The 24,606-nt window shown below is 71.7% G+C and carries 23 protein-coding genes; 19 read left to right on the top strand and 4 right to left on the bottom strand.

Translation table 11 applies throughout. The features are described from left to right. The first annotated feature begins 16 nt into the window (after positions 1 to 16). Positions 17 to 628: a TetR/AcrR family transcriptional regulator gene (locus tag KALB_RS21195; RefSeq protein WP_025357720.1), complete on the top strand. Its 612-nt coding sequence runs from the start codon at positions 17 to 19 to the stop codon at positions 626 to 628. On the opposite strand, the gene KALB_RS21200 is transcribed toward KALB_RS21195, so the two are convergent. Then, a complete protein-coding gene (locus KALB_RS21200) occupies positions 610 to 2,109 on the bottom strand; it encodes an FAD-dependent monooxygenase (protein WP_025357721.1) in 1,500 nt (499 codons plus the stop codon). The genes KALB_RS21195 and KALB_RS21200 overlap by 19 nt on opposite strands. Positions 2,110 to 2,165: 56 nt before the next feature. Beyond that, on the bottom strand, positions 2,166 to 2,630 hold the full coding sequence (locus KALB_RS21205; RefSeq protein WP_025357722.1) for a MarR family winged helix-turn-helix transcriptional regulator: 465 nt from the start codon (positions 2,628 to 2,630) through the stop codon (positions 2,166 to 2,168). Positions 2,631 to 2,722: 92 nt separating this feature from the next. Between KALB_RS21205 and KALB_RS21210 the strand changes: the two genes are divergently transcribed. The 3 genes from KALB_RS21210 to KALB_RS21220 are packed head-to-tail and all read left to right on the top strand — an operon-like array spanning position 2,723 to position 5,344. Beyond that, positions 2,723 to 3,511, top strand: coding sequence for a TrmH family RNA methyltransferase (locus KALB_RS21210; RefSeq protein WP_236650304.1), 789 nt, complete (start codon positions 2,723 to 2,725; stop codon positions 3,509 to 3,511). A gap of 52 nt (positions 3,512 to 3,563) precedes the next feature. Then, on the top strand, positions 3,564 to 4,157 hold the full coding sequence (locus KALB_RS21215) for a helix-turn-helix transcriptional regulator (RefSeq protein ID WP_035970468.1): 594 nt from the start codon (positions 3,564 to 3,566) through the stop codon (positions 4,155 to 4,157). After that, positions 4,154 to 5,344, top strand: a complete 1,191-nt coding sequence (locus KALB_RS21220) for an aminotransferase class I/II-fold pyridoxal phosphate-dependent enzyme (RefSeq protein WP_025357725.1) — start codon at positions 4,154 to 4,156, stop codon at positions 5,342 to 5,344. The genes KALB_RS21215 and KALB_RS21220 overlap by 4 nt, the downstream gene beginning before the upstream one ends. Here the strand turns inward: KALB_RS21220 and KALB_RS21225 are convergent. Continuing rightward, complete coding sequence (locus KALB_RS21225; protein WP_025357726.1) at positions 5,276 to 6,127, bottom strand: helix-turn-helix transcriptional regulator; 852 nt, start codon at positions 6,125 to 6,127, stop codon at positions 5,276 to 5,278. The two genes, KALB_RS21220 and KALB_RS21225, sit on opposite strands and share 69 nt — an antisense overlap. An 87-nt stretch (positions 6,128 to 6,214) precedes the next feature. Between KALB_RS21225 and KALB_RS21230 the strand changes: the two genes are divergently transcribed. The 15 genes from KALB_RS21230 to KALB_RS21300 all read left to right on the top strand — a co-directional run bounded on the left by KALB_RS21230 (position 6,215) and on the right by KALB_RS21300 (position 23,326). Then, a complete protein-coding gene (locus KALB_RS21230; RefSeq protein WP_025357727.1) occupies positions 6,215 to 6,994 on the top strand; it encodes an SDR family NAD(P)-dependent oxidoreductase in 780 nt (259 codons plus the stop codon). A gap of 71 nt (positions 6,995 to 7,065) precedes the next feature. Then, a complete protein-coding gene (locus KALB_RS21235) occupies positions 7,066 to 8,262 on the top strand; it encodes a TrmH family RNA methyltransferase (protein ID WP_025357728.1) in 1,197 nt (398 codons plus the stop codon). Positions 8,263 to 8,298: 36 nt separating this feature from the next. Continuing rightward, positions 8,299 to 9,051 (top strand): phytanoyl-CoA dioxygenase family protein, encoded by a 753-nt coding sequence (locus tag KALB_RS21240; protein ID WP_025357729.1) that lies wholly within the window; start codon positions 8,299 to 8,301, stop codon positions 9,049 to 9,051. Positions 9,052 to 9,131: 80 nt separating this feature from the next. Further along, entirely contained in the window at positions 9,132 to 9,716 is a 585-nt protein-coding gene (locus KALB_RS21245) for an LOG family protein (RefSeq protein WP_025357730.1), read from the top strand. A gap of 175 nt (positions 9,717 to 9,891) precedes the next feature. Next, positions 9,892 to 11,133 carry a sensor histidine kinase gene (locus tag KALB_RS21250; protein WP_052360475.1) on the top strand — a complete coding sequence of 414 codons (1,242 nt, stop codon included), beginning with the start codon at positions 9,892 to 9,894 and terminating at the stop codon, positions 11,131 to 11,133. Next, positions 11,130 to 11,777: a response regulator gene (locus KALB_RS21255; protein ID WP_030109538.1), complete on the top strand. Its 648-nt coding sequence runs from the start codon at positions 11,130 to 11,132 to the stop codon at positions 11,775 to 11,777. Before KALB_RS21250 ends, KALB_RS21255 begins: the two co-directional genes overlap by 4 nt. 9 nt (positions 11,778 to 11,786) lie before the next feature. Further along, complete coding sequence (locus KALB_RS21260; protein WP_025357733.1) at positions 11,787 to 12,353, top strand: L,D-transpeptidase family protein; 567 nt, start codon at positions 11,787 to 11,789, stop codon at positions 12,351 to 12,353. Positions 12,354 to 12,622: 269 nt separating this feature from the next. Continuing rightward, entirely contained in the window at positions 12,623 to 16,054 is a 3,432-nt protein-coding gene (locus KALB_RS21265; protein WP_025357734.1) for a non-ribosomal peptide synthetase, read from the top strand. 5 nt (positions 16,055 to 16,059) lie between these two features. Next, positions 16,060 to 17,394 (top strand): lysine N(6)-hydroxylase/L-ornithine N(5)-oxygenase family protein, encoded by a 1,335-nt coding sequence (locus KALB_RS21270; protein WP_025357735.1) that lies wholly within the window; start codon positions 16,060 to 16,062, stop codon positions 17,392 to 17,394. Further along, positions 17,391 to 17,747, top strand: a complete 357-nt coding sequence (locus tag KALB_RS21275; RefSeq protein ID WP_025357736.1) for a cupin domain-containing protein — start codon at positions 17,391 to 17,393, stop codon at positions 17,745 to 17,747. Before KALB_RS21270 ends, KALB_RS21275 begins: the two co-directional genes overlap by 4 nt. Further along, the gene (locus KALB_RS21280; RefSeq protein WP_025357737.1) at positions 17,744 to 19,162 is read left to right on the top strand and encodes a class I tRNA ligase family protein; all 1,419 of its coding nucleotides are present in this window, start codon (positions 17,744 to 17,746) and stop codon (positions 19,160 to 19,162) included. The genes KALB_RS21275 and KALB_RS21280 overlap by 4 nt, the downstream gene beginning before the upstream one ends. Next, the gene (locus tag KALB_RS21285; RefSeq protein ID WP_025357738.1) at positions 19,159 to 19,872 is read left to right on the top strand and encodes a thioesterase II family protein; all 714 of its coding nucleotides are present in this window, start codon (positions 19,159 to 19,161) and stop codon (positions 19,870 to 19,872) included. The genes KALB_RS21280 and KALB_RS21285 overlap by 4 nt, the downstream gene beginning before the upstream one ends. Continuing rightward, entirely contained in the window at positions 19,869 to 21,203 is a 1,335-nt protein-coding gene (locus tag KALB_RS21290; protein WP_025357739.1) for an MATE family efflux transporter, read from the top strand. Before KALB_RS21285 ends, KALB_RS21290 begins: the two co-directional genes overlap by 4 nt. A 70-nt stretch (positions 21,204 to 21,273) precedes the next feature. Then, the gene (locus KALB_RS21295) at positions 21,274 to 22,686 is read left to right on the top strand and encodes a serine hydrolase (protein ID WP_025357740.1); all 1,413 of its coding nucleotides are present in this window, start codon (positions 21,274 to 21,276) and stop codon (positions 22,684 to 22,686) included. Between the two features lie 166 nt (positions 22,687 to 22,852). Then, positions 22,853 to 23,326 carry a nitroreductase family deazaflavin-dependent oxidoreductase gene (locus KALB_RS21300; RefSeq protein WP_025357741.1) on the top strand — a complete coding sequence of 158 codons (474 nt, stop codon included), beginning with the start codon at positions 22,853 to 22,855 and terminating at the stop codon, positions 23,324 to 23,326. A gap of 82 nt (positions 23,327 to 23,408) precedes the next feature. On the opposite strand, the gene KALB_RS21305 is transcribed toward KALB_RS21300, so the two are convergent. Next, on the bottom strand, positions 23,409 to 24,434 hold the full coding sequence (locus KALB_RS21305) for a cobalamin B12-binding domain-containing protein (protein WP_025357742.1): 1,026 nt from the start codon (positions 24,432 to 24,434) through the stop codon (positions 23,409 to 23,411). Positions 24,435 to 24,606 lie beyond the last annotated feature (172 nt).

The following is a 24,606-nucleotide window of genomic DNA, read 5'->3' on the forward strand; positions in this document are numbered from 1 at the left end:
CACGTACGGTAGTGCCATGGAGGAGTCGGGACCGGGCCTGCGGGAGCGCAAGAAGGCCGCCACCCGCGAGGCGCTGAGCTGGGCCGCGGTCCGGCTCACCGTGCAGCGCGGTCTGGACAACGTGCTGGTGGAGGACATCGCCAACGAGGTGGGCGTGTCCTCGCGGACGTTCAACAACTACTTCGCCAGCAAGGCAGACGCGATCACCTGGCGGCACCTCAACCGGATGCGGCAGATCCTGGCCACGCTGCGGGAACGCCCCGCTGACGAACCGGTGTGGCAGTCGGCCACCGAGGCGGTGCTGGCCCACTCCGGCGAGGAGGACGTCAGCCCCGATCCACAGTGGACGGCCGGGGTGAAGGTCATGATGTCCGATCCCGGGTTGCAGGGCGCTGTCCTGCGCGCGGTGGCGGTGGCCTCGCGCGAGTTCGCCGAGGTGATCGCCGAGCGCACCGGCACCGATGTGCGGCGCGACCTGTACCCCGCACTGGTGGCCGCGGCGATCGGGGCCGCGAGCCAGGTGGCACAGGACAGGTGGGTGCACGCCGACCCACCGGTGCCCCTGGTTCCGCTGCTGCGCGAGGCGATGGCCCAGTTCGGCGCCGGTCTTCAGCAGCCGCCCGGCTGACCGAACCACCGGGTCAGCGCCTCCCGCAGCCCCTCCTCGGTCGTGCCCGCCCAGCACACGTAGCCGTCCGGACGCACCAGCACCGAGGCGTCCTGCCCGGCGCAGCGCGCGCCGACCACGTCGACCCGGTCCCGCCACGGCGCCGCGATCTCACCGAGCGAGCCGTTCAGGTCGACCAGCAGCGGGCGCGCCCCGCGCATCAGTTCGGGTAGCCGCACGGAGCCCCGGTCGGTGTCCAGCTTGAGCGCGGGCGCCCAGCGGCCCAGCAACTCGTGTGCGGGTCCGCCCATCTCGTAGCGGATCTCCGCCCCGGACATCAGGTCGGCGACGTGCCGCACGGTGCTGTGCTTGCCGAGCAGTTCGCCGAACAGGGTGCGCAGCGCGGTGACCTCACTGCCCGGGGAGAGCAGCAGGCCCTGCACCTGGCTGTGCATCATGACCCGCTCACCCAACGGGTACCGCTCGCGGTGGTAGGTGTCGAGCAGGCCCTCGGGCGCCCAGCCGCGCACCGTGGCGGCGAGCTTCCAGCCGAGGTTCACCACGTCCTGCATACCGAGGTTCAGGCCAGGGCCGCCGACCCCGGCGTGCACGTGCGCGGCGTCCCCGGCCAGCAGCACCCGGCCCTCGCGGTACCGGTCGGCCTGCCGGGTGTTGTGCCCGGTCAGCCTGCGCAGCAATGGCGGGGTGTCCATGTCCGGCACGGGGTTCATCGGGACGTGCGCGCCAAGCACGCGCCGCACGCTCTCGCCCATCTCCGCCAGGGTCATCGGCACCTCGTCCTCGGGCTCGGGCCCCCACTCGATGGTCGTCACCAGGTGCACGTCCGGCCGGAACGCGGCGTGGATGAACACCCCGTTGTCCAAGCGGTGGAAGGTGAACGGCGCGAGCCTGCCGTGGCCGGGGACCTCCAGCGAGCCGTCGGGCTCCAGCGGCAGCAGCACGTTGGCGCTGCGCGAGGTGGACTCCGCGCCGCTCACGCCGGGGAACCCGATGCCCGCGGCCTTGCGCACCGTGCTGCGTCCGCCGTCGCAGCCCACTGCGTACCGCGCACGCAGTTCGTACTCCCCGTCCGGGCCGCTGACCTGGAGGCTCACCCCGTCCGCGTCCTGGGTCAGCTCGCGGACCGAGTGGCCGCGGCGGATGCGGGCGCCCAGCGAGAGCGCGCGCTCCTCCAGCGCCGCCTCCAGTTCGCGCTGCGGCACGGGCAGCACGTAGAGGGGGTTCGGGTCCAGTTCGCGCAGGTCCAGCGGCAGGCCGCCGAACATGTAGAACGGCACCGGTCGCGGATCGGTCGCACCGCACAGGTCCCGGTGGTCCAGCAGTTGCACGACCTGGCCGACCAGCCCGTTGGCCTTGGGTTCCCGGCTGCGCTCGGGCAGCCGCTCCAGCAGCACCGGGTCGAGCCCGGCCAGCAGCAGTTCACACGCCAGCATGAGGCCGTTCGGGCCGCCGCCGACGATCACCACGTCCACGTCCGTCATGCGGCCCACTCTAGCCAAACTTGCGCGCCACGAAACTTTTCTTGCTGAGAAAGTTTTCAGCCGGGCTGTTCACCCAGCGCGCGCAGCACCTTGCCCATCGCCTCGGTCACCGTGCGCGCCTCGGCCTCGGTGAGGTGCTCGGAGAACCGGCCGCGCACCTCACCATGCAGTGCGGGCGCGCAGCGGCTGAGCACCTCACGGCCCTTGTCGGTGAGCACGGCGAAGATCGAGCGCAGGTCGTCGGGATCGCACTGGCGCTCCACCAGGCCCTGGCTGACGAGTTGGTTCACGGCCTGGCTGATCCCGCTGCGGGACAGGAAGACCTGCCTGCCCAGGTCCTGCATGCGCAGCCGGCCCTGCGGGGCGGCGCCCAGGGTGGACAGCACCTCGCAGGAGGTCAGGCCCGCGCCCACCGACTGCTTGAGGTCGCGGTCCAGCGTCCTGGCCATCGCCGCCTGGGCCTGGAACACCGCGACCCACGCCCGGAAACCAGCATCGGGCAGGTCGCTGTCGCTCGGCACGGGTGCCGATTCTAGTGACCGAAGACCCTGGTGGGGGTCGTGGATGTTCGTCCCCAAACGTCTGAAAGGCTCATCCCGTGTCAGCACTCAGGGTGAGTACCCGCAACGCGCGTTTTCAACAGTGGGAGTCCCTGCTACTCAACCGCACCAAGCGGCAGCGCAACGGGGAGTTCCTCGTGCAGGGCGTCCGGCCGATCACCCTTGCGGTGGAACAGGGTTGGACCGTGCGCGCCTGGTTGTACCCGTCCGGGCGCAAGCTGTCCCGCTGGGCGGGGGACCTGCTCGACCGGGTGGCCGCCCAACGCGTGGAGATGGACCCGGAGCTGTTGCGGGAACTGGGGGACAAGGTCGAGCAGGCGCCCGAGCTGATCGCCGTGGTGGCGCTGCCCGCCGAGGACCTGGGCGATGTCGTGGTGGCGTCGGACTTCCTGGGCGTGGTCTTCGACCGGCCGACCAGCCCGGGCAACGTGGGCACGCTCGTGCGTTCGGCCGACGCGTTCGGCGCGCACTGCGTGATCGTGTCCGGGCACGCCGCCGACGTGTACGACCCCAAGGCGGTGCGGGCCAGTACCGGCTCGCTGTTCGCCCTGCCGGTGGTCCGCGCCGAGTCGGCCGCCGCGGTGCTGGGCTGGGTCCGCGCGCAGGACGTGGCGGTGCAGGTGGTCGGCACCGACGAGCACGGCACCGTGCGGGTCGACCGGCACGACCTGACCGGCCCGACCCTGCTGGTGGTGGGCAACGAGACCGCGGGCATGAGCGCGGCCTGGCGCGAGGCGTGCGACACCGTGGTGTCGATCCCGATCGGCGGGGCGGCCAGCTCGCTCAACGCCGCCACCGCGGGCAGCGTGGTGCTCTACGAGGCGGCCCGTCAGCGCGGATAGACGTTGGACAGTTGTTGGACAAACAGTCCAGTCTGGACGTAGTGTCCAAGCCATGTGGTCAACGGTGTGCGAGGCGATCGCACGGCTGCTCGGCCCGCACGCCGAGGTGGTGCTGCACGACCCCGTGACGGACCGGATCACCGGCATCTGGAACCCGGTGTCCGGCCGGGTCGTCGGCGACCGTTCGCTGCTGGGCGAGCTGCCCGAGGGCGAGGACGTGCTCGGGCCGTACGAGAAGCTGCTGCCCGACGGCAGGCGGCTGTCCTCGGTCAGCGCCGTGCTCCGCGACGAGTCGGGCCGACCCACCGCCGTGCTCTGCGTGAACCTGGACCGCACCCCACTGGACCAGGCCGTGGCCCTGCTCAGCGCGTTCGCCGCACCGGTCACGGCCCGCCCCGAGTCCCTGTTCGAACACGACTGGGTCGAGCGGATCAACCTCGCCGTCGGCGCCGCCGTGCGCGAGCGCGGCAGGCCGGTGGACCAGTGGGACCGCGCCGACCGCGTGGCGGTGCTGGCCGAACTCGACCACGCCGGGGTGTTCACCGTGCGCAAGGCCGTGCCCGTGGTGGCCCGCGCGCTGCACGTGTCCCGGTCCACCCTGTACGCCCTGCTCGCCGAGTTGCGCTCCGGAGGTGCGCCCGCATGACCGTGCTGCCCGAGTTCCGGCTGGAGACCTACTTCGCCCGCTGGGAGTTCACCGCCCGCCACCACCTCACCGCCTCCGACGCGCAGACCCGCACCGTCACCGACCTGTTGGCCCTGGCCGACGAACAGGACCTGGCCGCGTGGCGCGACCTGGACCTGGGCTACCGCGAGACCTGGGGCGACCCGCTGCTGCGCGAGGCCATCGCCAGCGGCTACACCGGGTTGGACGCGGGCGAGGTGCTGTGCTTCGCCGGGGCCGAAGAGGCCATCTACCTGGCGTTGACCGCACTGCTCGGCCCCGGCGACCACGCGGTGGTGGTGACGCCCGGCTACCAGTCGGCCGAAACCGTGCCGCTGTCGCGCTGCGAGGTCACCGGCGTGGCGCTGGACCCCGAGCGGAACTGGGCGTTGGACGTCGACGCCGTCCTGGACGCGGTGCGCCCCAACACCGTGCTGGTCGCCGTCAACTTCCCCAACAACCCGACCGGCGCCCTGGTCGAGCCCGCCGAGTTCCGGCGCCTGGTCGCCGAGTGCGACGCCCGCGGGGTGCGCGTGTTCAGCGACGAGGTGTACCGCGGCCTGGAACTGGACCCCGCCAGGACGCTGCCGCAGGCCGCCGAGCTCTCCCCGCGCGCGCTCTCGGTCGGCGTGACCTCCAAGTCCCTGGGGCTGCCCGGGCTGCGCGTGGGCTGGATCGCCTGCCAGGACAGGGAGTTGCTGTCCACTTTGGAGCGTGCCAAGCACTACACGACGATCTGCAACGCCGGGCCCAGTGAGGTGCTCGCCCGGATCGCGATCAAGGCCCGCGAGCGGATCCTCACCGAGAACCGCGCGCTGATCGCCGCGAACCTGCCGGTGTTCCAGGACTTCTTCGCGGAGTTCGCCGAGCTGTTCGAGTTCGCCCCGCCCGAGGGCGGCTGCGTGTGCTTCCCGCGCTACCTCGGCACCGAGGGCGCCACGGAGTTCTGCCGCCGCGCCGTGGAAGAGGTCGGCGTACTGCTGGTCCCCGGTGAGGTGTTCGCCTCCCGCCTGACCCCGGTGCCCGCCGACCGGTTCCGGATCGGCGTGGGTCGGCGCGATCCCGAGCCCGCACTGGACGCGCTGCGGGGATGGATCAGGTCAACCAGGAACGTCCAAGCGCTGCGTGCCGACGACGGAGAGCAGTCGCAACGCCTGCTCGGAGGATGAGCCGGGGGCGGTGGTGTAGATCACGAGGTGCTGGTCCCGGTCGGTGATGTGCAGGACGTCGCAGTTCACGGTGATCGCTCCGACCAGCGGGTGCTGGAAGGTCTTGCACAGGGTGGGCTCGGCGCTCACGTCGTGGGACTCCCACAGCTGGCGGAACTCCTCGCTCCCGGCGAGCAGGTCGTCCACCAGTTCGGTGATCTCGGGGTCCTCGGGGTAGCGGGCCGCGGTGGCGCGCAGGCTCTGGGCCGAGGTGCGGGCGAACTCCTCGACGTCGGACACCCCGTACATCCGCTGATCCCCTGTGCGCGGCCCGAGGAACACACGGCGCACGAGGTTGCGGTCGCGCCGGGGCAGCGCCGAGAAGTCCTCCATGAGCGCGGCGGCCAGGTCGTTCCAGGCGATCACCTCGTGCGTCGCGGACAGCACCATGGCCGCGGCCTGCGGCAACCGGCTGATCAGGTCGAGGATGCTCTGGCGCACCTGGCGTGAGGGCCCGGGCAGTGGACCCGGCGGGACACCGGCCAGGTGGTGGGCGTGGGCGCGCTCGGCGTCGGTCAGGCGCAGCGCCCTGGCAAGACCGGCCAGCACCTCCCGCGAGGGGCGCGGACCGCGGGCCTGCTCCAACCGCGTGTAGTACTCGGTCGAGATGAACGCCAGCTGCGCCACCTCGTCACGGCGCAGCCCTGGCGTGCGTCTGCGCTGCCCGGCGGGCAACCCCACGTCGGAGGGGGCGATCCGCTCGCGCCTGCTGCGCAGGAAAGCAGCCAGCTCTTGCCTGTCCACATCCCCATTGTGAAAGCACAGGTGGGTGCTAGCCAGGTACGACCGGTACCTGGCTAGCACCCACCAGCCCGCTCGAGGGTTGAGGTCATGAACAACACCGTGAACAGCCTCGGCCTGCTGACCGACAAGGTCGCTTTCATCACCGGCGCGGGGCGTGGCATCGGCGCCGCCGCGGCGCGGCTGTTCGCCCGTGAAGGCGCCCGCGTGCTGCTCGCGGCCCGGACCGAGGACCAGCTCAGGACCGTGACCGAGGAGATCCGGGCGGCAGGAGGGACCGCCGACTACATCGTGTGCGACCTTGCCGAGGCCAACAGCGTGCGCGCCGCCGTCGACCAGGCCGTGCTGCTGTACGGCCGCCTCGACGTGGCCTTCAACAACGGCGCGACGATCGCGCCGCCCGGCCCCATGGACCAGGCGCTGGAGGCCGACTTCGACCGCCTCTACGCCGTGAACCTCAAGGGCCCGTGGCTGGCCATGGTCGCCGAGGTCGCCGCCATCCGCGCCACCGCGGGTACCGGGGCCATCGTCAACAACTCCAGCGTCGGCAGCCTGATGGGCAACCCCGAACTGCCCGCGTACGGCGCGATGAAGCGGGCCGTCAACAGCCTCACCGAGTCCGCCGCCGTCACCTACGGGCCCGAAGGCATCCGCGTCAACGCGATCGCCCCCGGCAGCACGCTCACCGAGATGATCCAAACCTGGGAGTCGCACTCGCCCGGTGTCGTCGAACAGATCGCGGCGCGGACCCCGCTGCGCCGTGCGGCCGCCCCCGAGGAGATCGCCCAGGCCGCCGCCTGGCTGCTCAGCGACAGGTCCTCCTACGTCACCGGCACCGTCCTGCGCGTGGACGGCGGCTTGCAGGCGTGAGCGCGATGCCATGAAAGTGCCGTTGCTGGCGCTGAATGCCAGCAACGGCACTTTCATGGCACGATCGGCGCGTGATCGAGTCGATCAAGGACGAGCGGATCGCCGCCGCCCGCGCGCTGACGACCAGGGCCGGGCGGCTCGCGGCGGGCCGCTGCCTGGTGGAGGGTCCGAGCCTGATCCGCCAGGTGCTGGCCGCGGGCGCGGAGGTGGACCACGTGCTGTGCGCCGAGCCACCACCGGCCGACCTGCTGGCCGCCGGCGTCGCCGCGCACCAGGTCCGTGACGGCCTGCTGCGCAAGGTCACTGGCAGCGCCAAGCCGGTGAGCTGGCTCGCCGTGGTGCGGCTGCCCGTCGAACTCGGCGCCGACGAGCCGTACGGGGACTTCGCCGTGGTGTGCGACCGGGTCGCCGACCCGGGCAACCTCGGCACGATCGTGCGCACGGCCCGCGCCCTGGGCGTGCGCGACGTGGTGCTGACCGACGACGAGACCGACCTGGGCTCGCGGCGGGTGCTCGACGCCTCGCGTGGCGCCGTGCTCGGTGCCGCGGTGCGCCGGTTCGACAGCCCGGTGGCGGCGGTGAAGTCGTTGCAGGCCAAGGGGTTCCAGGTGGTGGTGACGAGCCCGCGCGGCACCCGGTTGCAGTCGCTGGCGCCGCTGCGGGGCGGCCGGGTGGCGCTGGTCGTGGGCAACGAGACCGCGGGTGTTGATCAGGCCACTGTGGACGCCGCCGACCTGGTGGTGCAGATCCCCATGGCGGGGGCGGTGGAATCGCTCAACGTCGGGGTGGCGACCGGCATCAGCATCTACGAGCTGCGCATGAGGATGGTGCTGGCCATGTTGACCGACCGGATCCGCGACACCCTGGGCCGCGAGATCAACGTGGCCGGGGCCCTGGTGCGGCAGGCGCTGGACACCCGGCTGCGCGAGGTCGGCGACCTGGACAGCAGCCAGGTCGTGCTGCTGATGGTGCTGGCCTGCGAGCGGTCCACCCCGCTGGCGCAGCTGCGCCGCGACCTCGGGGTGGACGCGGGGGAGTTGGCCGCCGCGCTGTCGCCGATGGCCGAACTGGGCTACCTGAGCTCCGACGAGGAACAGGCGGTGATCACCGGGCACGGGGAGCAGGCCATCGCGGCGCTGTGGGCCGTGCAGGAGCGGGTCGAGGAGGACCTGCTGGCCGGGTTCTCCGCCCAGGAGAAGGACATGCTGCACGCGCTGCTGCGCCGGGTCCAGGACAACGCCCAGCGGATCGTCACGGCGAAAAACTGAGCTGCGCCAGCCGGTTTCACCGTGCACCATGGCCCGATGCGTGATCAGTTCCTCGCGGACGGCTTCGTCAAGGTCGAAGGCGCCTTCCCGGTGGACACCGCGTCGGCCTGCGCCGAGATCCTCTGGCGGCAGACCGGCTGCGATCCCCAGGACCCCGGCACGTGGACCAAGCCGGTGCACTGGGTGTTCGACCGCACCGAACCCCCGTTCATCGAGGCGGCCAACACCCCGGCGCTGCACGCCGCGTTCGACGAGTTGGTCGGGCCCGGCCGGTGGCTGCCACGCCGCTCGCTCGGGTCCTTCCCGCTGCGCTTCCCGCACGAGGAGGAACCCGACGACGCGGGCTGGCACATCGAGGCCAGCTTCCTGCCCGAGGGCGCCACGCAGTACCACGCCAACGTGTCCTCGCGCGAGCGGGCGCTGCTGATGCTGTTCCTGTTCAGCGAGGTCGGCCCGCAGGAGGCCCCCACCAGGATCCGCGTCGGCTCGCACCTGGACGTGCCGCCGGTGCTCGCCCGCTTCGGCGAGACCGGCGCCTCCCCGTTCACCATCGCCGCCGAGGTCGACCAGGTCTCCGCCCACCGGCCCACCGTGCTCGCCACCGGCTCCCCTGGCGACGTGTACCTGTGCCATCCCTTCCTGGTGCACGCCGCCCAGCCGCACCACGGCACCCGCCCCAGGTTCATGGCCCAGCCCCCGTTGCAGCCCGCGGGCCCGTTCGACATCGCACACGGCTCGTCCCCGGTCGAACTCGCCATCCGCACCACCCTCACAGGGCAGGCGTCATGAAAGTGCCCTTCCTGGCGTTCAACGCCTCAAACGGCACTTTCATGGCACGTCCTGGTCGCGCTGCCCGCTAAGGTGCGATCATGGGATCCCTGTCGCGCGTCGCAGTCTTCGTCGGCTCCTCAACGGGCAACTCCCCGACGTACGCCCAGGCCGCCGAGGACCTGGGCACACTGCTGGCCACCGAGGGCCTGGGCCTGGTCTACGGCGGGGCGCGGGTCGGGCTGATGGGTGTGGTGGCCGACGCGGCGCTGGCCGCGGGCGGCGAGGTGCACGGGGTCATCCCGCAGTCGCTGGTCGACCTGGAGGTGGGCCACTCGGGGCTGACTCGCCTGGAGGTCGTCGGCTCCATGCACGAGCGCAAGGCGGCGATGGCCGAGGCCGCCGACGCCTTCGTGGCGCTGCCCGGTGGTGCGGGCACGCTGGAGGAGCTGTTCGAGGTCTGGACCTGGCAGCAGCTCGGCCTGCACGGCAAGCCGGTGGCCCTGCTGGACGTGGCGGGCTTCTGGCAGCCGCTGGTGAAGGCGGTGGACCACATGGTGGACACGGGGTTCATCCGTGCCGGGTTCCGCGAGGCGCTGCTGGTGGTCGACGAGGTCACCGAGTTGCTGCCCGCGCTGCGCGACTGGCACGCCCCCGACCGCAAGTGGCTCAAGACCACCAGCTGAGTCCCGCCCTCCGGCGCGCGAGTCCCGCTCAGCCGACACCGAGTCCCGTCCAGCCGGGGGCGGTACCGCCGCGGTGAGCGGGACTCGGCCGCCCCAGGACGGGACTCGCGCGCCGGTCAGCGGGACTCGTGTGCGTGTGAGCGGGACTCGTGGTGGGGCGTGGCAGGATTGCGGGGTGTCACGGCTCGGGGTGGTGTTCGGACCACTGGTCAGCGGCTCCACCTACCGTCGCTGGGTGTACCTGCTGCTGGGCGCCGCCCTGCTGTTTTTCTACCTGGCCATCGAGTTGACCGTGAACACCGTGCTGCACCAGCAGTTGCCCGGGCTGCCGTACCTGATCGTCACCCCGTTGCTGTTCGTGCTGCCCCCGGTGCTGACCGCGTTCCTGTCCGCCGTGCGCATCGTCGAGGCCGCCGCGGTGCGGGCCCTGCTCGGCTTGTCGTTCACGGTGCCCACGGGCGGGGGCTACAGCTGGGAGGTTCGCTGGCGCACCGCCACCTGGTACGTGCTGCACCTGCTACTGGGTGGCGTGGCGGCCGCGGCGGCGCTGTTCGCCGTGCCGATCGGCATCGGGTTCCTGCTCACCCCGCTGGCCGACGTGCCGGTGCTGGACGTGGGCGTGGCCCGCTGGACCCTCCAGCACGGCTGGTCCAGCGCCTGGATCCCGCTGCTGGGCGTCACGCTGATCGTGTCCGCGATCTACCTCGGCGCGGGCCTTGGCGTGGTGCTCATGCGCGCCGTGCCCGCGCTGCTCGGGCCCACGCCCAGTGAGCGCGTCGCCGAGTTGGAGCGCCAGGCCACGCTGCTCGCCGAGCGCAACCGACTCGCCAGGGAGCTGCACGACTCGGTGGGCCACGCGCTGACGATCACCACGATCCAGGCCGGTGCGGCCCGCCGGGTGCTGGCCACCGACCCGGAGTTCGCCGACCGCGCGCTGCTGGCGATCGAGGAGGCGGGCCGCGCGGCGCTGGCGGACCTGGACCACGTGCTGGGACTGCTGCGGGAGGCCAGCACGAGCACCGCGCCACAGCCCACATTGGACGAACTGCCACAGCTGTTGGCCACCACGAGGTCCGCGGGCGTCACGGTGCACGAGGAGCTGGCCGGTGAGCTGTCCTCGGTTCCGCTCGCGGTGTCCAGGGAGGCGTACCGGATCGTGCAGGAGGGGCTGACCAACGCGCTGCGCCATGCCGGTAAGGTCCCGGTGACGCTGCGCATCGCGGTGCTGCTGGGCAACCTGGAACTGGAACTGGTCAACCCGCTCGGCACCGCGGGCGGCGCGGACCGGGACGGCGGCGGCAGGGGGTTGGCGGGCATGCGGGAGCGGGTCACCGTGCTGCGCGGGCGGTTCAGCGCGGGCGCCGAGGACGGGCAGTGGCGGGTCTGCGTGCGGCTGCCGCTGCGGGCCGGGGCATGACGACCACGGTCGTCCTGGTCGACGACGAGGACCTGATCCGCACCGGGCTGCGGGCGATCATCGACGCTGAGCCGGACCTGTGCGTGGTCGGTGAGTGCACCGACGGGGCCGAGGTGGCGGCCGTGGTGGCCAGGCTGCGGCCGGACGTGGTGCTGATGGACGTGCGGATGTCCGCGGTGGACGGAATCCAGGCGACCCAGCACCTGGTGTCCACCATGCAGTCACCGCCGAAGGTGCTGGTGGTGACGACCTTCGAGAACGACGACTACGTCTACGACGCGCTGCGCGCCGGGGCCAGTGGCTTCCTGCTCAAACGCGCGCGGCCCGCGGAGATCGTGCAGGCGGTGCGGACGGTGGCCAACGGGGACTCGCTGCTGTTCCCGGCCGCGATCCGGGGGCTGGCCGCGCACCGGACGCCGCACCGGGACACGGCGCTGCGCGGGGTGCAGCTGACCGACCGCGAGGCCGAGGTGCTGCGGCTGATCGCCAAGGGCATGTCCAACGCGGAGATCGCCGAGCAGTTCGTGGTCAGCGTGGAGACGGTCAAGACGCATGTGGGCAACGTGCTGACCAAGCTGGGTGCGCGCGACCGCACCCAAGCCGTGATCACCGCCTACGAATCGGGCTTCATCACCCCGGGCTAGGCTGCCGCCATGGGCCGCGCCGGGCAGGTGATCACCGTGCGCGCCGAGCACGAGCGGGCCACCACAGCGGTGTTGACCGCCTGGCAGCGCGGCGCGGGCTGTTGGCGGCGTGTGCTGGACCCGGTGCGGGCCTTCGTCGGCAGCCAGGGCATCGGCCGCGCGAGCGAGTCCAGTGCCCGTACCCCGGCCGGGGTGTGGCCGCTGACCGAGGGCTTCGGCCACCTGCCCGTGCGAACCCGGCTGCCCTATCGGGAGATCGACGCCGCCGACTGGTGGGTGTCCGATCCGGCTTCCCCGCTCTACAACACCTACCAGCGCTGCCAGGCGGGCGGGTGCCCGTTCGACGAGTCGGCCGGTGAGGCGCTGGGCAGGTCGGGTGCCGTGTACGACCACGCCGTCGTGATCGACTACAACCGGAGCCCGGTCGTGCCCGGTGCGGGCTCGGCCTTCTTCCTGCACGTCACGGGCGGCGGGCCGACGGCGGGCTGTGTGGCGATACCGGTGGCCGAACTCAGGACACTGCTGGACTGGTTGGACCCGTCAGAGCACCCGGTCATCGACATAGCGGTGCGCTGACCGGACCGAGCACGCGTTTCGCGAATCCTGCCACAACATGCCCGCCCACCACGAGGTACCGATGGGCATCCAGTAGGGCAACAATGGGCGTCGTGCCGTTTGACCTACACCCGAAGGGCGCATTGCGCGGATCCCCGTTACCGGTACCGTCATATGAGCCGAGGTATGACTGGGGAGTCACAATAGTTTCCGTCCTCGGTACGACTCGCGTTTGTATTCGCACGTCCGCGCCTGTCAGTGACGACGATCCGGAAGCTGGTGTTTCCCGCATGCCGTTCCTGCACGATCTGCTGACCGCACAGGCCCAGGGCACACCACAGGCGACCGCCGCCGTGCTGGGTGAGGCGAGCACCGCCTACGGCGAGGTGGACGCCGCCGCCGACCGGGTGGCAGCCGGGCTGGCCGGGCACGGGGTGCGCCCCGGTGACCGGGTCGGCCTGCACCTGTCGCGCTCACTGGACCTGCTGCCCGCGCTGTTCGGGCTGCTGCGCTGCGGCGCGGTCTGCGTGCCGGTCGACCCCGAGGACCCCGACGAGCGGCGTTCGGCGATCCTGGAGTTCTCGCAGGCCCAGGTGGTGCTGACCGAGCGCGCCCTGCTCGGCGCCCGCTACCCGGCCGGGGTGCGCACCGTGGCCGTGGAGGACCTTGCCGAGGCCACGACCGGCTTCGTCCGGGTGGACCTCCCGGAGGACGCGCTGGCGTTCGTCTTCTACACCTCCGGTTCCACCGGGACGCCCAAGGGCGTGGTGCTCAGCCACCGCGCGTTGCTCAGCGGCCAGCGCTGGTTGCAGTCCACGTTCCCGCTGGAGCCGGGCGACCGGCACCTGCTGCGCACCACGCTGAGCATCACCAACCTGGTCCGCGAGGTGTTCTGGCCGGTGCTGTCCGGCGGAACCGCGGTGATCGTCCCGCCGGGTGAGCACAAGGACCCGGACCGGTTGGTGAGCCTGGTCAACAGCGGCCGGGTGACCACGTTGATGGTGGTACCGGCGTTGTTGTCGGGCATGCTGGACAGTGCCGAATTCACGGCTAACACCTCGCTCAAATACGTCTTCTGCAGCAGTGACGGCATGCCGGGCGACCTTCCGGAGAAGTATTTCGCGACCGGTCTTCCGGCGAGGCTTTTCAACGTGTATGGGCTCACCGAGGCGCTCTACGGCGCCTACTGGGAATGTTTACCCGGAACGGCGTACGAGGGATTCGTCCCGGTGGGTTTCCCGGCCGAGCTGACCCCGCGCGTGCTCGACGAGCAGTTGCGTGAGGTGCCGCAGGGGCAGACCGGGGAGCTGTGCCTGTCCGGGGTGGGCATCGCCGAGGGCTACGACCGGCTGCCCGAGCTGACCGCGGCGAAGTTCACCGACACCGCGCAGGGCAGGGTCTTCCGCACCGGGGACCTGAGCCGGATCGCCTCGGACGGGCGGATCGAGCTGCTGGGCAGGCTGGACGACCAGGTCAAGATCGCCGGGTACCGGGTGGAGCTGGGCGAGGTGGAGGCCCGGCTCAAGGAGGTGCCCGGGGTCACCGGGGCGGTGGCCTCGGGGCGCCGCGGGGTCGGCGGCCACCAGCGGCTGGTGGCCCACCTGACCTGTGCGGGCACCCCGCCGACGGCGGCGCGGCTGCGCGAGCACCTGGCCGGGCGGTTGCCGGAGTACATGGTGCCCGCGAGCTTCCTGGTGCTCGACGCGCTGCCGCTGACCCACAACGGCAAGGTGGACCGGCAGGCACTGTCCGAACTGGAGGGTTCGCGGCTGGAGCTGGTGGAGGACTACACCGCCCCGCGCACCGAGCTGGAGACCAGCCTGTGCCAGTTGTGGGCCGAGGTGCTGTCGGTGCCCAGGGTCGGCGTGCACGACAACTTCCTCGCGCTGGGCGGGGACTCCATCCAGGGCTTCATGATCAGTGCGCGGGCCAACCGCGAGGGGCTGGGCCTGACCGCGACCCAGGTGTTCGCCACGCCCACCGTCGCGGAGATGGCCGCGCACATCGAGGGCGCCCGGCGCAGCGGGGCCCAGGGCACGGACTTCACCCCGACGGGCTTCGCCACCACGCACGAGGACCACGAGGCCATGCTGCGCCTGGCCGAGGACCCGGCGGGCATCGAGAAGGTCTACCCGCTCACCGAGATGCAGAAGGGCATGCTGTTCCACTCGCTGCTCGACCCCGACTCCGGGGTCTACGTGGAGCAGTTCCTGTACACGCTGACCGGGGAGCTGGACCTGGAGGTGTACCGGCGGGCCTGGCAGCAGGTCGTGGACCGGCACGAGATCCTGCGCATCTGGATCGCCACCCGAGGGCTGGCCAACCCGGTGCAGGTCGTGCAGCGGCAGGCCGAGCTGGAGTGGGTGGTGCTGGACTGGACCGACACCGAGGACCCGGCCGAACTGCGCGCCCGCCTGGTGGCGCACCTGGCTGAGGACCGGGCGCGCGGCTACACCTACGAGCACGCCCCGCTGTTCCGGCTCACCGTGATCCGCACCGGACCGGCGCGCTGCCAGCTGGTGATGAGCTACCACCACCTGATCCTGGACGTGTGGTCGCTGTTCCTCATGCTGCGCGACTCGCTGGAGAACTACCGGGCCGAGCGGGACGGCGTGTCCGCCGAACTGCCCACCACCCGGCCGTTCAGCGACTACGTGTCCTACGTGGGCCAGCAGGACACCGACTCGGCCCGCGACTACTGGCTGGCCCATCTGGCCGGGTTCCAGGGCCCGACCTCGATCGGCAGCGCGGTGCCGCAGGGCCTGTCCGCGAGCAGGCAGGACATGCACGCCGCGGCCAGGTACCCGATGGGCGAGCAGCTCACCGAGCAGCTCACCGCGTACGGGCGGGCCAACCAGCTGACGCTGAACTCCCTGGTGCAGGCCGCGTGGGCGGCCGTCATCGGCGGCATCAGCGGGCGGCAGGACGTCTGCTTCGGCATGACGATCACGCACCGGCCGGTGGCCCTGCCCGGGGTGGAGGAGATGGTCGGCATCTTCGTCAACATCCTGCCGATGCGCCTGCCGCTGGACCCCGAGCAGTCGCTGGGCGCGTGGCTGCGCCAGGTGCAGCGCACCCAGGTCGACGCCCGCGCCAACGACCACTACCCGCTGCCGCTGATCCAGCAGCACCCCGACCTGCCCAGCGGGCGCCCGCTGTTCGAGTCGCTGCTGATCTTCGAGAACATCCCGCACGGCATCGGCTGGGAGGCCCACGCCGGGGTCGCGGTGCGGCACGAGGAGAACTTCGGCTGGACCAACTACCCGTTCACCGTCGGCGTCACCGCGGAGGGTCAGCTGTCCTTCCAGGTGGAGTACGACACGGCCTACTTCGACGCCGCCTCGGTGGACGCCGTGATGGGCGCGCTGCGCGAGGTGCTGGCGGCCATCGCCAGCGGCGGCACGGACTCGGTCGGCAAGCTCACCGGGCTGGTCGCCGAGGCCGTGCCCGGCCGGGAAGTGCCCGCGCCGCAACCGGTTCCGGCCCGCCAGGCCGGTGAGCCCGTGGCGCCGCAGACCCCGCGCGAGGTCGAACTGGCCGCGCTGTGGTCGGAGGTGCTCGGCGTGGCGCAGGTCGACGCCCAGGCCCCGTTCCTGGAGCTGGGCGGCAGTTCGCTGGCGGCGCTGAAGCTGGTGGCGCTGGCCCAGGAGCGGGGCTTCGCCTTCACCCTGCGGGAACTGTTCACCGAGGACGGCACGGTCCGTCAGCTGGCGACCAGGTAGCGGACATGGGCACACGGCGCTACGGCCTGCTCGGCATCGGCTTCGGCCCGTCCCACCTGTCGCTGAGCGCGGTGTGCGACTCCACCCGGCCGTCCTCGGTGCGGACCAGGGTGCACTGCCTGGAGTCCAGGCCGGAGTTCGCCTGGCACCCGGACATGCTGCTGGACGGTGCGCGCATGCAGGTGGCCTTCCTCAAGGACCTGGTCACCCCGCACGACCCGACCAGCCCGTACACCTTCACCAACTACCTGGTCCGCAAGGGGCGGCTGGAGCAGTTCCTCAACCTGGGCACGCTGCACCCGACCCGGCGGGAGTACGCCGACTACTTCCGCTGGGTCGCCGCCCAACTGTCCCCGTACGTCTCCTACAACTGCACGGCCCAGGCGATCCGCCCGGTCCTCGGCCAGGACGGGTCCGTCGGCCACCTGGAGGTGGACCTGCTCGACCCGGCGGGCCGCCCGCGCACGGTGTCCGCCGAGCACCTGTCCCTGGCACCGGGCGGGCGGCCCGCCATCCCACCCGGGGTGGCGCCCGCCGCGCTGGAGTCCGGGGCGGTGTGGCACAGCAGCCGGTTCCTGCGCGGCATCGAGCCGTACCGCGGGCGCGGCACCGCACTGCCCTACCGGTTCCTGGTGGTCGGCGCCGGGCAGAGCGCCGCGGAGATCTTCCAGTACCTGGTGGCCGAGTTCCCCGCGGCACAGGTCACCCTGGCGCACCGCGGGTTCGCGCTGATGCCCGCCAACAGCAGCCCGCTGGCCAACGAGATCTTCAACCCGGAGTCGGTGGACCTGTTCCACGGCGCGGGCCCCGAGCAGCGCCGGGCGATCCTGGACCAGCTGCGGATCACCAACTACGGCGCCGTGGACGAGGAGGACATCCAGGCCATCGCCCGGTTGCTCTACGACCAGCGGGTGCACGGCGGGCTGCGGCTGCGGTTGAGCAGGTTCACCGAACTGCTCAGCGCCAGCGTGGACGACACACTGGTCTGTGTGGCCGCGCGCGACCTGCTCACCGGCCACACCGCGCACGACCGCTACGACGGGGTGGTGCTGGCCACCGGCTACGACTTCCGCGAGGCCCGGGACCTGCTCACCGACCTGGATCCGCACCTGGTGCGCGAGGCCGACGGCACGCCCAGGGTGCGCCGGGACTACTCGGTGCAGACCACGGACGGGTTCCGGCCCAAGGTGTTCCTGCACGGCGCCGCCGAGCACAGCCACGGGCTGACCAGCACCCTGCTGTCCCTGCTCGCGCACCGCGCCGTGGACATCCTCGACGCCACCTTCGGCGCCGGGGCGCTCACCCCCGTTCCCGCACACCTGGAAGGAGCCGACGCATGAGTGAGTTCAAGGTCCAGCGCCGCGCCGAGTCGCAGTTCCAAGACGTGTACGGCTGCGCGTTCCGCCGGATCCTGCCCTGGGGCAGTTCCGAGCCCTCGGACACCGGCATGGGTGTGTGCGTCGTGGCACCCGGCTCGGTGTCCACCCCGCACTCGCACGTGGACCACGAGCAGTTCTACGTGGTGCGCGGCAGCGGGGTGGCACACGTGGACGGGCAGGTGGTGGACCTGGGGCCCGGGGACGCGCTGGTGGTCGGGTCCGGGCAGGTGCACTACTTCGAGAACGGCTCGCCCACCGAGGAGTGGGAGCTGGTGTCGGTGTGGTCGATGGGCCCGCTCGGGGAGGCCTCGTGAGGCGGTTCCTGGTGACCGCGACCCCGCCGACCACCAACGGGGACCTGCACGTCGGCCACCTGTCCGGGCCCTACCTGGGCGCCGACGTGTTCTGCCGGGCGCAGCGGCTGTTGGGCAACCAGGCGCGCTACGTCAGCGGCGGAGACGACCACCAGACCTACGTGGTCACCACCGCGCAGGCCGTGGAGCAGGCGCCGGAGGTGCTGGCGGCGCGCTGCACCGAGCAGATCCGCGAGACGCTGCGCCTGGCGGAGATCGAGCTGGACGCGTTCACCAGCCCCGACCGGGCCTACCTGCGGCATGTGCGCGGCTTCTTCACCGAGCTGTACCAGCGGGGCAAGCTCGTGCGGCGCACCTGGCGCTTCCCCTACTGCCAGCGGACCGGGCGGTACCTGCTGGAGGCGTTCGTAACCGGGTACTGCCCGGAGTGCTTCGCGGCCACCTGCGGGGCGATCTGCGAGACCTGCGGGCACCCCAACGACGTGGACTCGCTGCTGTACGGGCAGAGCACCGGGGTGCGCGCCGCGGCCGAGGTGGAGCAGCGCGAGGTGCCGATCCTGGTGCTGCCGCTGGAGGACTACCGCGAGCAGTTCGTGCGGTTCTACGCCGAGCACCGGGACACGATGCGCCCGCGCGTGCTGGGTTTCGTGCGGGAGATGCTGTCCCGTCCGCTGCCGGACTTCCCGGTGACCTACCCCGCCGACTGGGGCGTGTCCGTGCCGTTGGCGGGCTTCGGCGGGCAGGTGTTCAACGTGTGGGCGGAGATGCTGCCGGGCCTGACCCACATGGCCGGGATCGCGGGCGCCGACTGGCAGGCCGGCTCCGGGTACGAGCTGGTGCAGTTCCTCGGCTACGACAACACGTTCTACTTCTCGCTGGCGCACCTGGGGCTGGCGCTCGCGCACGGCGGGCTGCTCACGCCCACCGCGATCATCACCAACGAGTTCTACCACCTGGACGGGTCGAAGTTCTCCACGAGCAGGCGGCACCTGATCTGGGCGCGGGACCTGCTGGTCAAGCACGGGGCCGACAGCGCCCGGTTCTACCTGGCGCTGCACAACCCCGAGCAGCAGACCGCCAACTTCACCGAGGCGGAGTTCGTCAAGGCCGTGGACGCCGGACTGCGCGAGCCGCTGGCGCGGGTGGAGGCCGCGCTGGCCGGGCACCACCCGGTCGACGGACCCGAACCGGCCCTGCTGCGCCGCTATCGTCATCGGATGCGACGTGCCTACGCGCTGGAGACCTTCAGCCTGCGCCAGGCCGCGCAGTCCACCGCGAACCTGCTGGCCCTGCTGGCGGCCCGGGCGGCCACCGACCCGGACCTGGCCTGGCACGGGCTGCGGGCCATCGCGGTACTGGCCGGGCCGCTGCTGCCGGGCCTGACCGAGCGCCTGCGCACCAGGTACGCGACATGAGGCTGTTCTGCGTGCCCTACGCGGGCGGTTCCGCGCGGATCTTCGACGACTGGCAGGCCGACCTGCCGGAGCAGATCCGCGTGCACCCGCTGGAGCTGCCGGGTCGGGGCGGGCGCTACCGCGAGGCGCCCGCCACCGACCTGCCCGCGCTGGCCGACGAGCTCACCGAGACCGTGCTCGCTCAGGCCGAGGAGCCGGTGGCCCTGCTGGGCTACAGCTTCGGCGCGTTCCTGGCTTTCGAGGTGGCACTGCGCCTGGAACAGCGGCACGGCCGCACGGTGCGGCACCTGGTCACGGTGTCCGCGCGCGGGGCGATGCGCCCGCCGAAGCTGCCGCCCGGCTCGGAGCAGGACGAGGCGCAGTTCCGCGCCAGGCTGTACGGCATGGGCGGCACACCGCAGGCCGTGCTGGCCAGCGAGGAGCTCATGGAGTTGCTGCTGCCGGTGCTGCGCGCGGACTTCGGCATGTCCGACCACTACAGCTACCGGCCGGGTCCGGTGCTGCGCTGCCCGATCACCGCGTTCGGCGGCAGCGGGGACACGGCGGTGTCCTGGCCCTCGGTGCTGGCCTGGCGGGAGTGCACGATCGGCCCGTTCGTCGCGCACCAGCTGCCCGGCGACCACTTCTTCCCGCGTACCGCGCGGGCACGGTTCCTGGACGTGATCAGCACCGCGCTGCGCGCGCACCGCACACCTGAGGGGCAGCGATGACCCGGCCACCGGCCACCGGAAAGCAGCACAGGGCGCACGACAGGGAGATCCTGCGGCTGGCGCTGCCCGCGTTCGGCGCGCTGGTCGCCGAACCGCTGTTCCTGCTCACCGACTCGGCCATCGTGGGCCACCTGGGCACCGCCCCGCTGGGTGGTCTGGGCGTGGCCAGCCAGGCGCTGGGCACGCTGATCAACGTCTGCGTGTTCCTCGCCTACGGCACGACCGCGGCGGTGGCCAGGCAGGTCGGTGCGGGCAACCTGGCCGCGGCGATCCGCCAGGGCGTGGACGGGGTCTGGCTGGCGGTGGGCATCGGCCTTGCGGTGATCGCGGTGGGCTGGCCACTGACCCCGTGGATCGTGGAGGCGTTCGGCGCCTCGGCGGCGGTCGCCCCGCAGGCGGAGATCTACCTGCGGATCAGCCTGTTCGGCGTGCCCGGCATGCTGGTCACGCTGGCGGGCACCGGGGTGCTGCGCGGCTTGCAGGACACCCGCACCCCGCTGGTGGTCTCGGTGGGCATGTTCGCCGCCAACGCCGCGCTCAACGCCGCGTTCGTGTTCGGCTTCGGCTGGGGCATCGCCGGGTCAGCGCTGGGCACGGTGCTGGCGCAGAGCGTGGGCGGGCTGGTGTACGTGCTCGCGGTGCTGCGCGGGGCGCGGCGGCACGGGGTGCCGGTGTGGCCGGACGCCGCCGGGCTGCGCGCCAGCGCGAAGGCGGGTTTCAACCTGGTGATCCGCACGCTGTCGCTGCGCGTGGTGCTGATCGTGGGCACCGTCGTGGCCACGCGGATGGGTGACGCCGACATCGCCGCGTACCAGGTGAGCTTCCAGGTGTGGTGGCTGCTGGCGCTGGCCCTGGACGCCATCGCCGTGGCCGGGCAGGCGATCACCGGCCGGTTCCTTGGCGCGGGCGACGTGGTGGGCACCCGGTCGGCCACCTGGCGGATGACCCAGTGGGGCCTGGCCTGCGGTGTGCTGTTCGCGGTGCTGCTGCTGGCCACCCGCGGCCTGCTGCCCGCCCTGTTCACCACCGACCCGGCCGTGCGGTCGCTGCTGCTGGACGCCCTGATCGTCGTGGCGCTGCTGCAACCGCTGGCCGGTCCGGTGTTCGTGCTGGACGGGGTGCTGATCGGCGCGGGGGACATGCGCTACCTGGCCCTGGCCGGGGTCGTCACCACCGTGGTGTTCCTGCCCGCGGCCCTGGTGGTGTACCTGCTGGGCGGCGGGCTGGTCACCCTGTGGCTGGCCATCGGTGTGTGGGTGCTCGCCCGCCTGGTGGCGCTGGTGTGGCGCGCGCGGGGCACGACCTGGTTGGTCACCGGCGCGGTGCGCTGACCCCCGGGTGAGCGGGGCTCGGCTCCAACGGAGAAGATGAACCTTCCACCACTTGGGGAGGTTCCACCGGATGAGCCACCGCCGGCTGCTGACCTGCACCGCCCTGCTCACCGCCGCGGCGGTCACCGGGAGCACCGCCCTCGCGCAGGCAGGAGCGCCGGTACCGAGCGCGGGGCTGGCCGAGGCGCTGCGTGCCGCGATCGACGCCCAGGACTTCAAGAACGTGCTGGACACCACCCCGCCCGGGTCCTCCTCGGCACTGGCCCGATCCGGTGCGCGGGACAAGTACGACCCGGCCCCCGCGGAGCTGGCTCGGCGGCGCGGCCTGGCCGCCGAGCCCAAGCCGCTGCACCAGACGCCGAACATGGACGCCGCGGTGATCGAGCTGGACCAGGCGGGACGCCCGGTGGCCATGGCCGACGTACTGCTCAGCCCGCAGTACCCGCACGGGGTCGTGGTGCCGCTCAACGCGAAGAGCCTGTCCACCGACCAGGTCCGGTACCGGTGGTGGGACGACACCGAGTGGGACACCAACGGCGGCAAGGGCACCCGCGACGTGCTGCCCGGCCGGGAGCGGGCCCCGATCGACTTCTCCTCCCCGTTCCCGGCCTCGGTGCTCAAGCTGATGGTCGGCTTCGGCGTGCTGCGCCTGGTGGACCAGGGCAAGGTCGACCTGGACGCCGACTACGCGTACCGGCCCAGCACCGTCAGCGAGACCTGCGGCGGGCCGGAGACCAAGCCGGTACGGCAGTTCCTCGACGAGATGATCACCATGTCGAAGAACGAGTCCTCCTGCGCTCTGATCAAGATGCTGCACGACCTCAAGGCCGTGGACGCCATGAACAAGGGCTTCGTGGACCTGGGCCTGCCCACGCTGATGCTCACCGGCACCGACCCGGTCACCGGGGCGCACTGGATCGGCGCGAACATGAGCGCCATCGACACCGCCAAGCTGTTGCTGGCCGTCAACGGCGGGCCCGGCACCCTGTGGACCACCCCGGCGGGCAAGGCGGTCACCCGTGAGGTGCTCAGCGCGAGCTCACGGAAGTTCCTCCTGAAGACCCTCGGCGAGCAGGGCCACAACGAGATGCTGTCCACCACGAACTGGTGCGGCCGCGGCTACCCCGCGCCGGGCATCCCGCAGCTGACCCCGCAGCGCTGGGTCAACCCCGCCGACGGCACCATGACCGTGGGCGACGCCGTGTACGGCCAGGACACCCGGCCCTGCGATGCCGCCGCGGAAGTGAGCTTCGCACACAAGACGGGCTGGACCGACACCACCGGCAGCGATGCGGGCATCGTGCACTCCCTGCCCGGCAAGCCCGGACGCCACTACGTGGTCGCCGTGTTCTGCAACCTGGGCACCGACTACGTGGACGTCGACCGGCCCGCCGACCCGCCGGGCGTCATCCCCGTGTTCTACACCGAGAAGTACGGCCGACTCGGGCTGGCCATCGACAGGATCGTCACCGGCAGGCACTAGCCTCGGGCTTTCCTGAGGCGGGCCGTCCAGCGCTTGATCAGGAATGCGAAAAGTGCTCCTGAGCTGGGACACTGGCCCTGGACCGACATCATCACCAGGATGAATCCGCGCGGCGCCTGTGAAGAACTGCGCAACATGATCCGTACGCGAGGACAGGGTGACCACGATGCCTCTTGAGGGCGAGTACGAGCCGAGCCCAGCGCAGTGGGTGCGCGACCAGGTCGAGCTGTATGAGAGTTCGGGCGGCAGGCAGGGGACGACGCTCTGGGACACGGGCCTGCCCGTCGTCATTCTCACGACGCGGGGCGCGATGAGCGGCAAGATCCGCAAGATCCCGCTGATGCGCGTGGAGCACGAGGGGCGGTACGCGGCCGTGGCCTCGAAGGCCGGCTTCCCGCGTCACCCGGTCTGGTACTTCAACGTCAAGTCCGACCCGCAAGTGGAGCTCCAGGACGGACCCGTACGCCAGGACATGACGGCCCGTGAGATCACCGGAGACGAGAGGGCCGAGTGGTGGGAGCGCGCGGTCGCCGCGTATCCGCCGTACGCCGAATACCAGGAGAAGACCGACCGTGTGATCCCCGTCTTCGTCCTGGAGCCCGCGTCCGCGGCAGGGACGGCAGACGCCCCACCGTCGTGAACGAGGACCTGATCCGCGCGGCGCACGACCTGCTGCGCAACAGGGTCCGACAAAGCTGCCGGACCCTCGCGCAAGATCGAGGCTAGTGGTTCAGTTGCGCGTAGAGGCGCTGGCCCTCGTCCACGATGGCGGCGGTCCGCGGGCAGTTGTCGAGCGCGGGCTCCAGGGCGCCGAGGGCGTGGGGAATGGTGCGCAGGCTGATCTCGCGGCTCAGGCGGACCTCCGCGGTCCACGCCAGGAACTCGGTGAACAGGCCGGGCTCGTCGAGGTAGACCGCCGCGGCGAGGAAGTCGAGGGTGTGGCTGAGGTCGTCGACCGCCGTGTCGTAGCGCGGGTCGTCGTCGCTGGTCAGCGGGAAGTAGGCGTCGAGCGCCGAGAGCGCGGTGGAGAACAGCTCGCTGCGCATCGCGCGCAGGCTCGCGTACTCGGTGTCCGCGCCTCGGGCGCTGCTGGGGGAGGGGGACCAGTCCGCGTGGATCTGGTCGATGACGCCCAGTGCGTTGAGCGCGTCGGCCGCCCAGGTCGTGACCTCCAACGAGCGGGCCCACTGACCTTGTGAGCCGAAACCGCGACCGCCCACGAACACGGCCATGCCCAGCTCGCCGCAGGCGGTGATCGCCTTGTGGGCGCGCGGCAGGTTGCTGGACAGGGTGCAGCTCAGGCCGACCGCGGACGGGCGGTTCTGCTCCACGTAGGTGACGAGGTAGTCGGTGGGCATGCTGGCGCCCAGGAAGGTCGTGTGCCAGCCGTGCACCCGCAGGACCTCGGTGAGGATGCGGGCAGGCATGGTGTGGAACTCACCCTCCACACACGCCACCACCACGTAGCCCCGGCTCGGACTGGCGGTGGTGGAGTCGGCCGGGATCGAGGCGAGGGCGATGACGCGTTCGCTGATCAGCGTGGCGACGTGCTCCTCGGCGATGCTCAGCCTGGCCTCCTGCCACAGCTTGCCGATGTCGTCCTGCACCGGTGCGATGACGTCGAGCAGCAGCGCGGACAGGCTCATCCCCCCGTCGATCAGCCGCCGGGCCTCCGACAGCGCCCGGTGCTCGTCGGCGGTGCGCAGGGCGGCGAGCAGTCTGCTGCGGGCAGCGAGTAGCGCAAGCATGGGGTCACCCCTTCTGAGGACGGTCCGTCGTCAGCGAGGAGGACATCGCGACACGGGTTCACCACGTCGGGAACCGCGGCGTTGTGCTTGTGACGAAGCCGTTTGCCGACTCACGCTCCTCGCCGCAACCGCAAGCTACCACTGCGTCCTCAGTGCACGCGGCACCCAAGTC

Source organism: Kutzneria viridogrisea DSM 43870 (assembly GCF_000525635.1).
GTDB classification, from domain to species: domain Bacteria; phylum Actinomycetota; class Actinomycetes; order Mycobacteriales; family Pseudonocardiaceae; genus Kutzneria; species Kutzneria viridogrisea.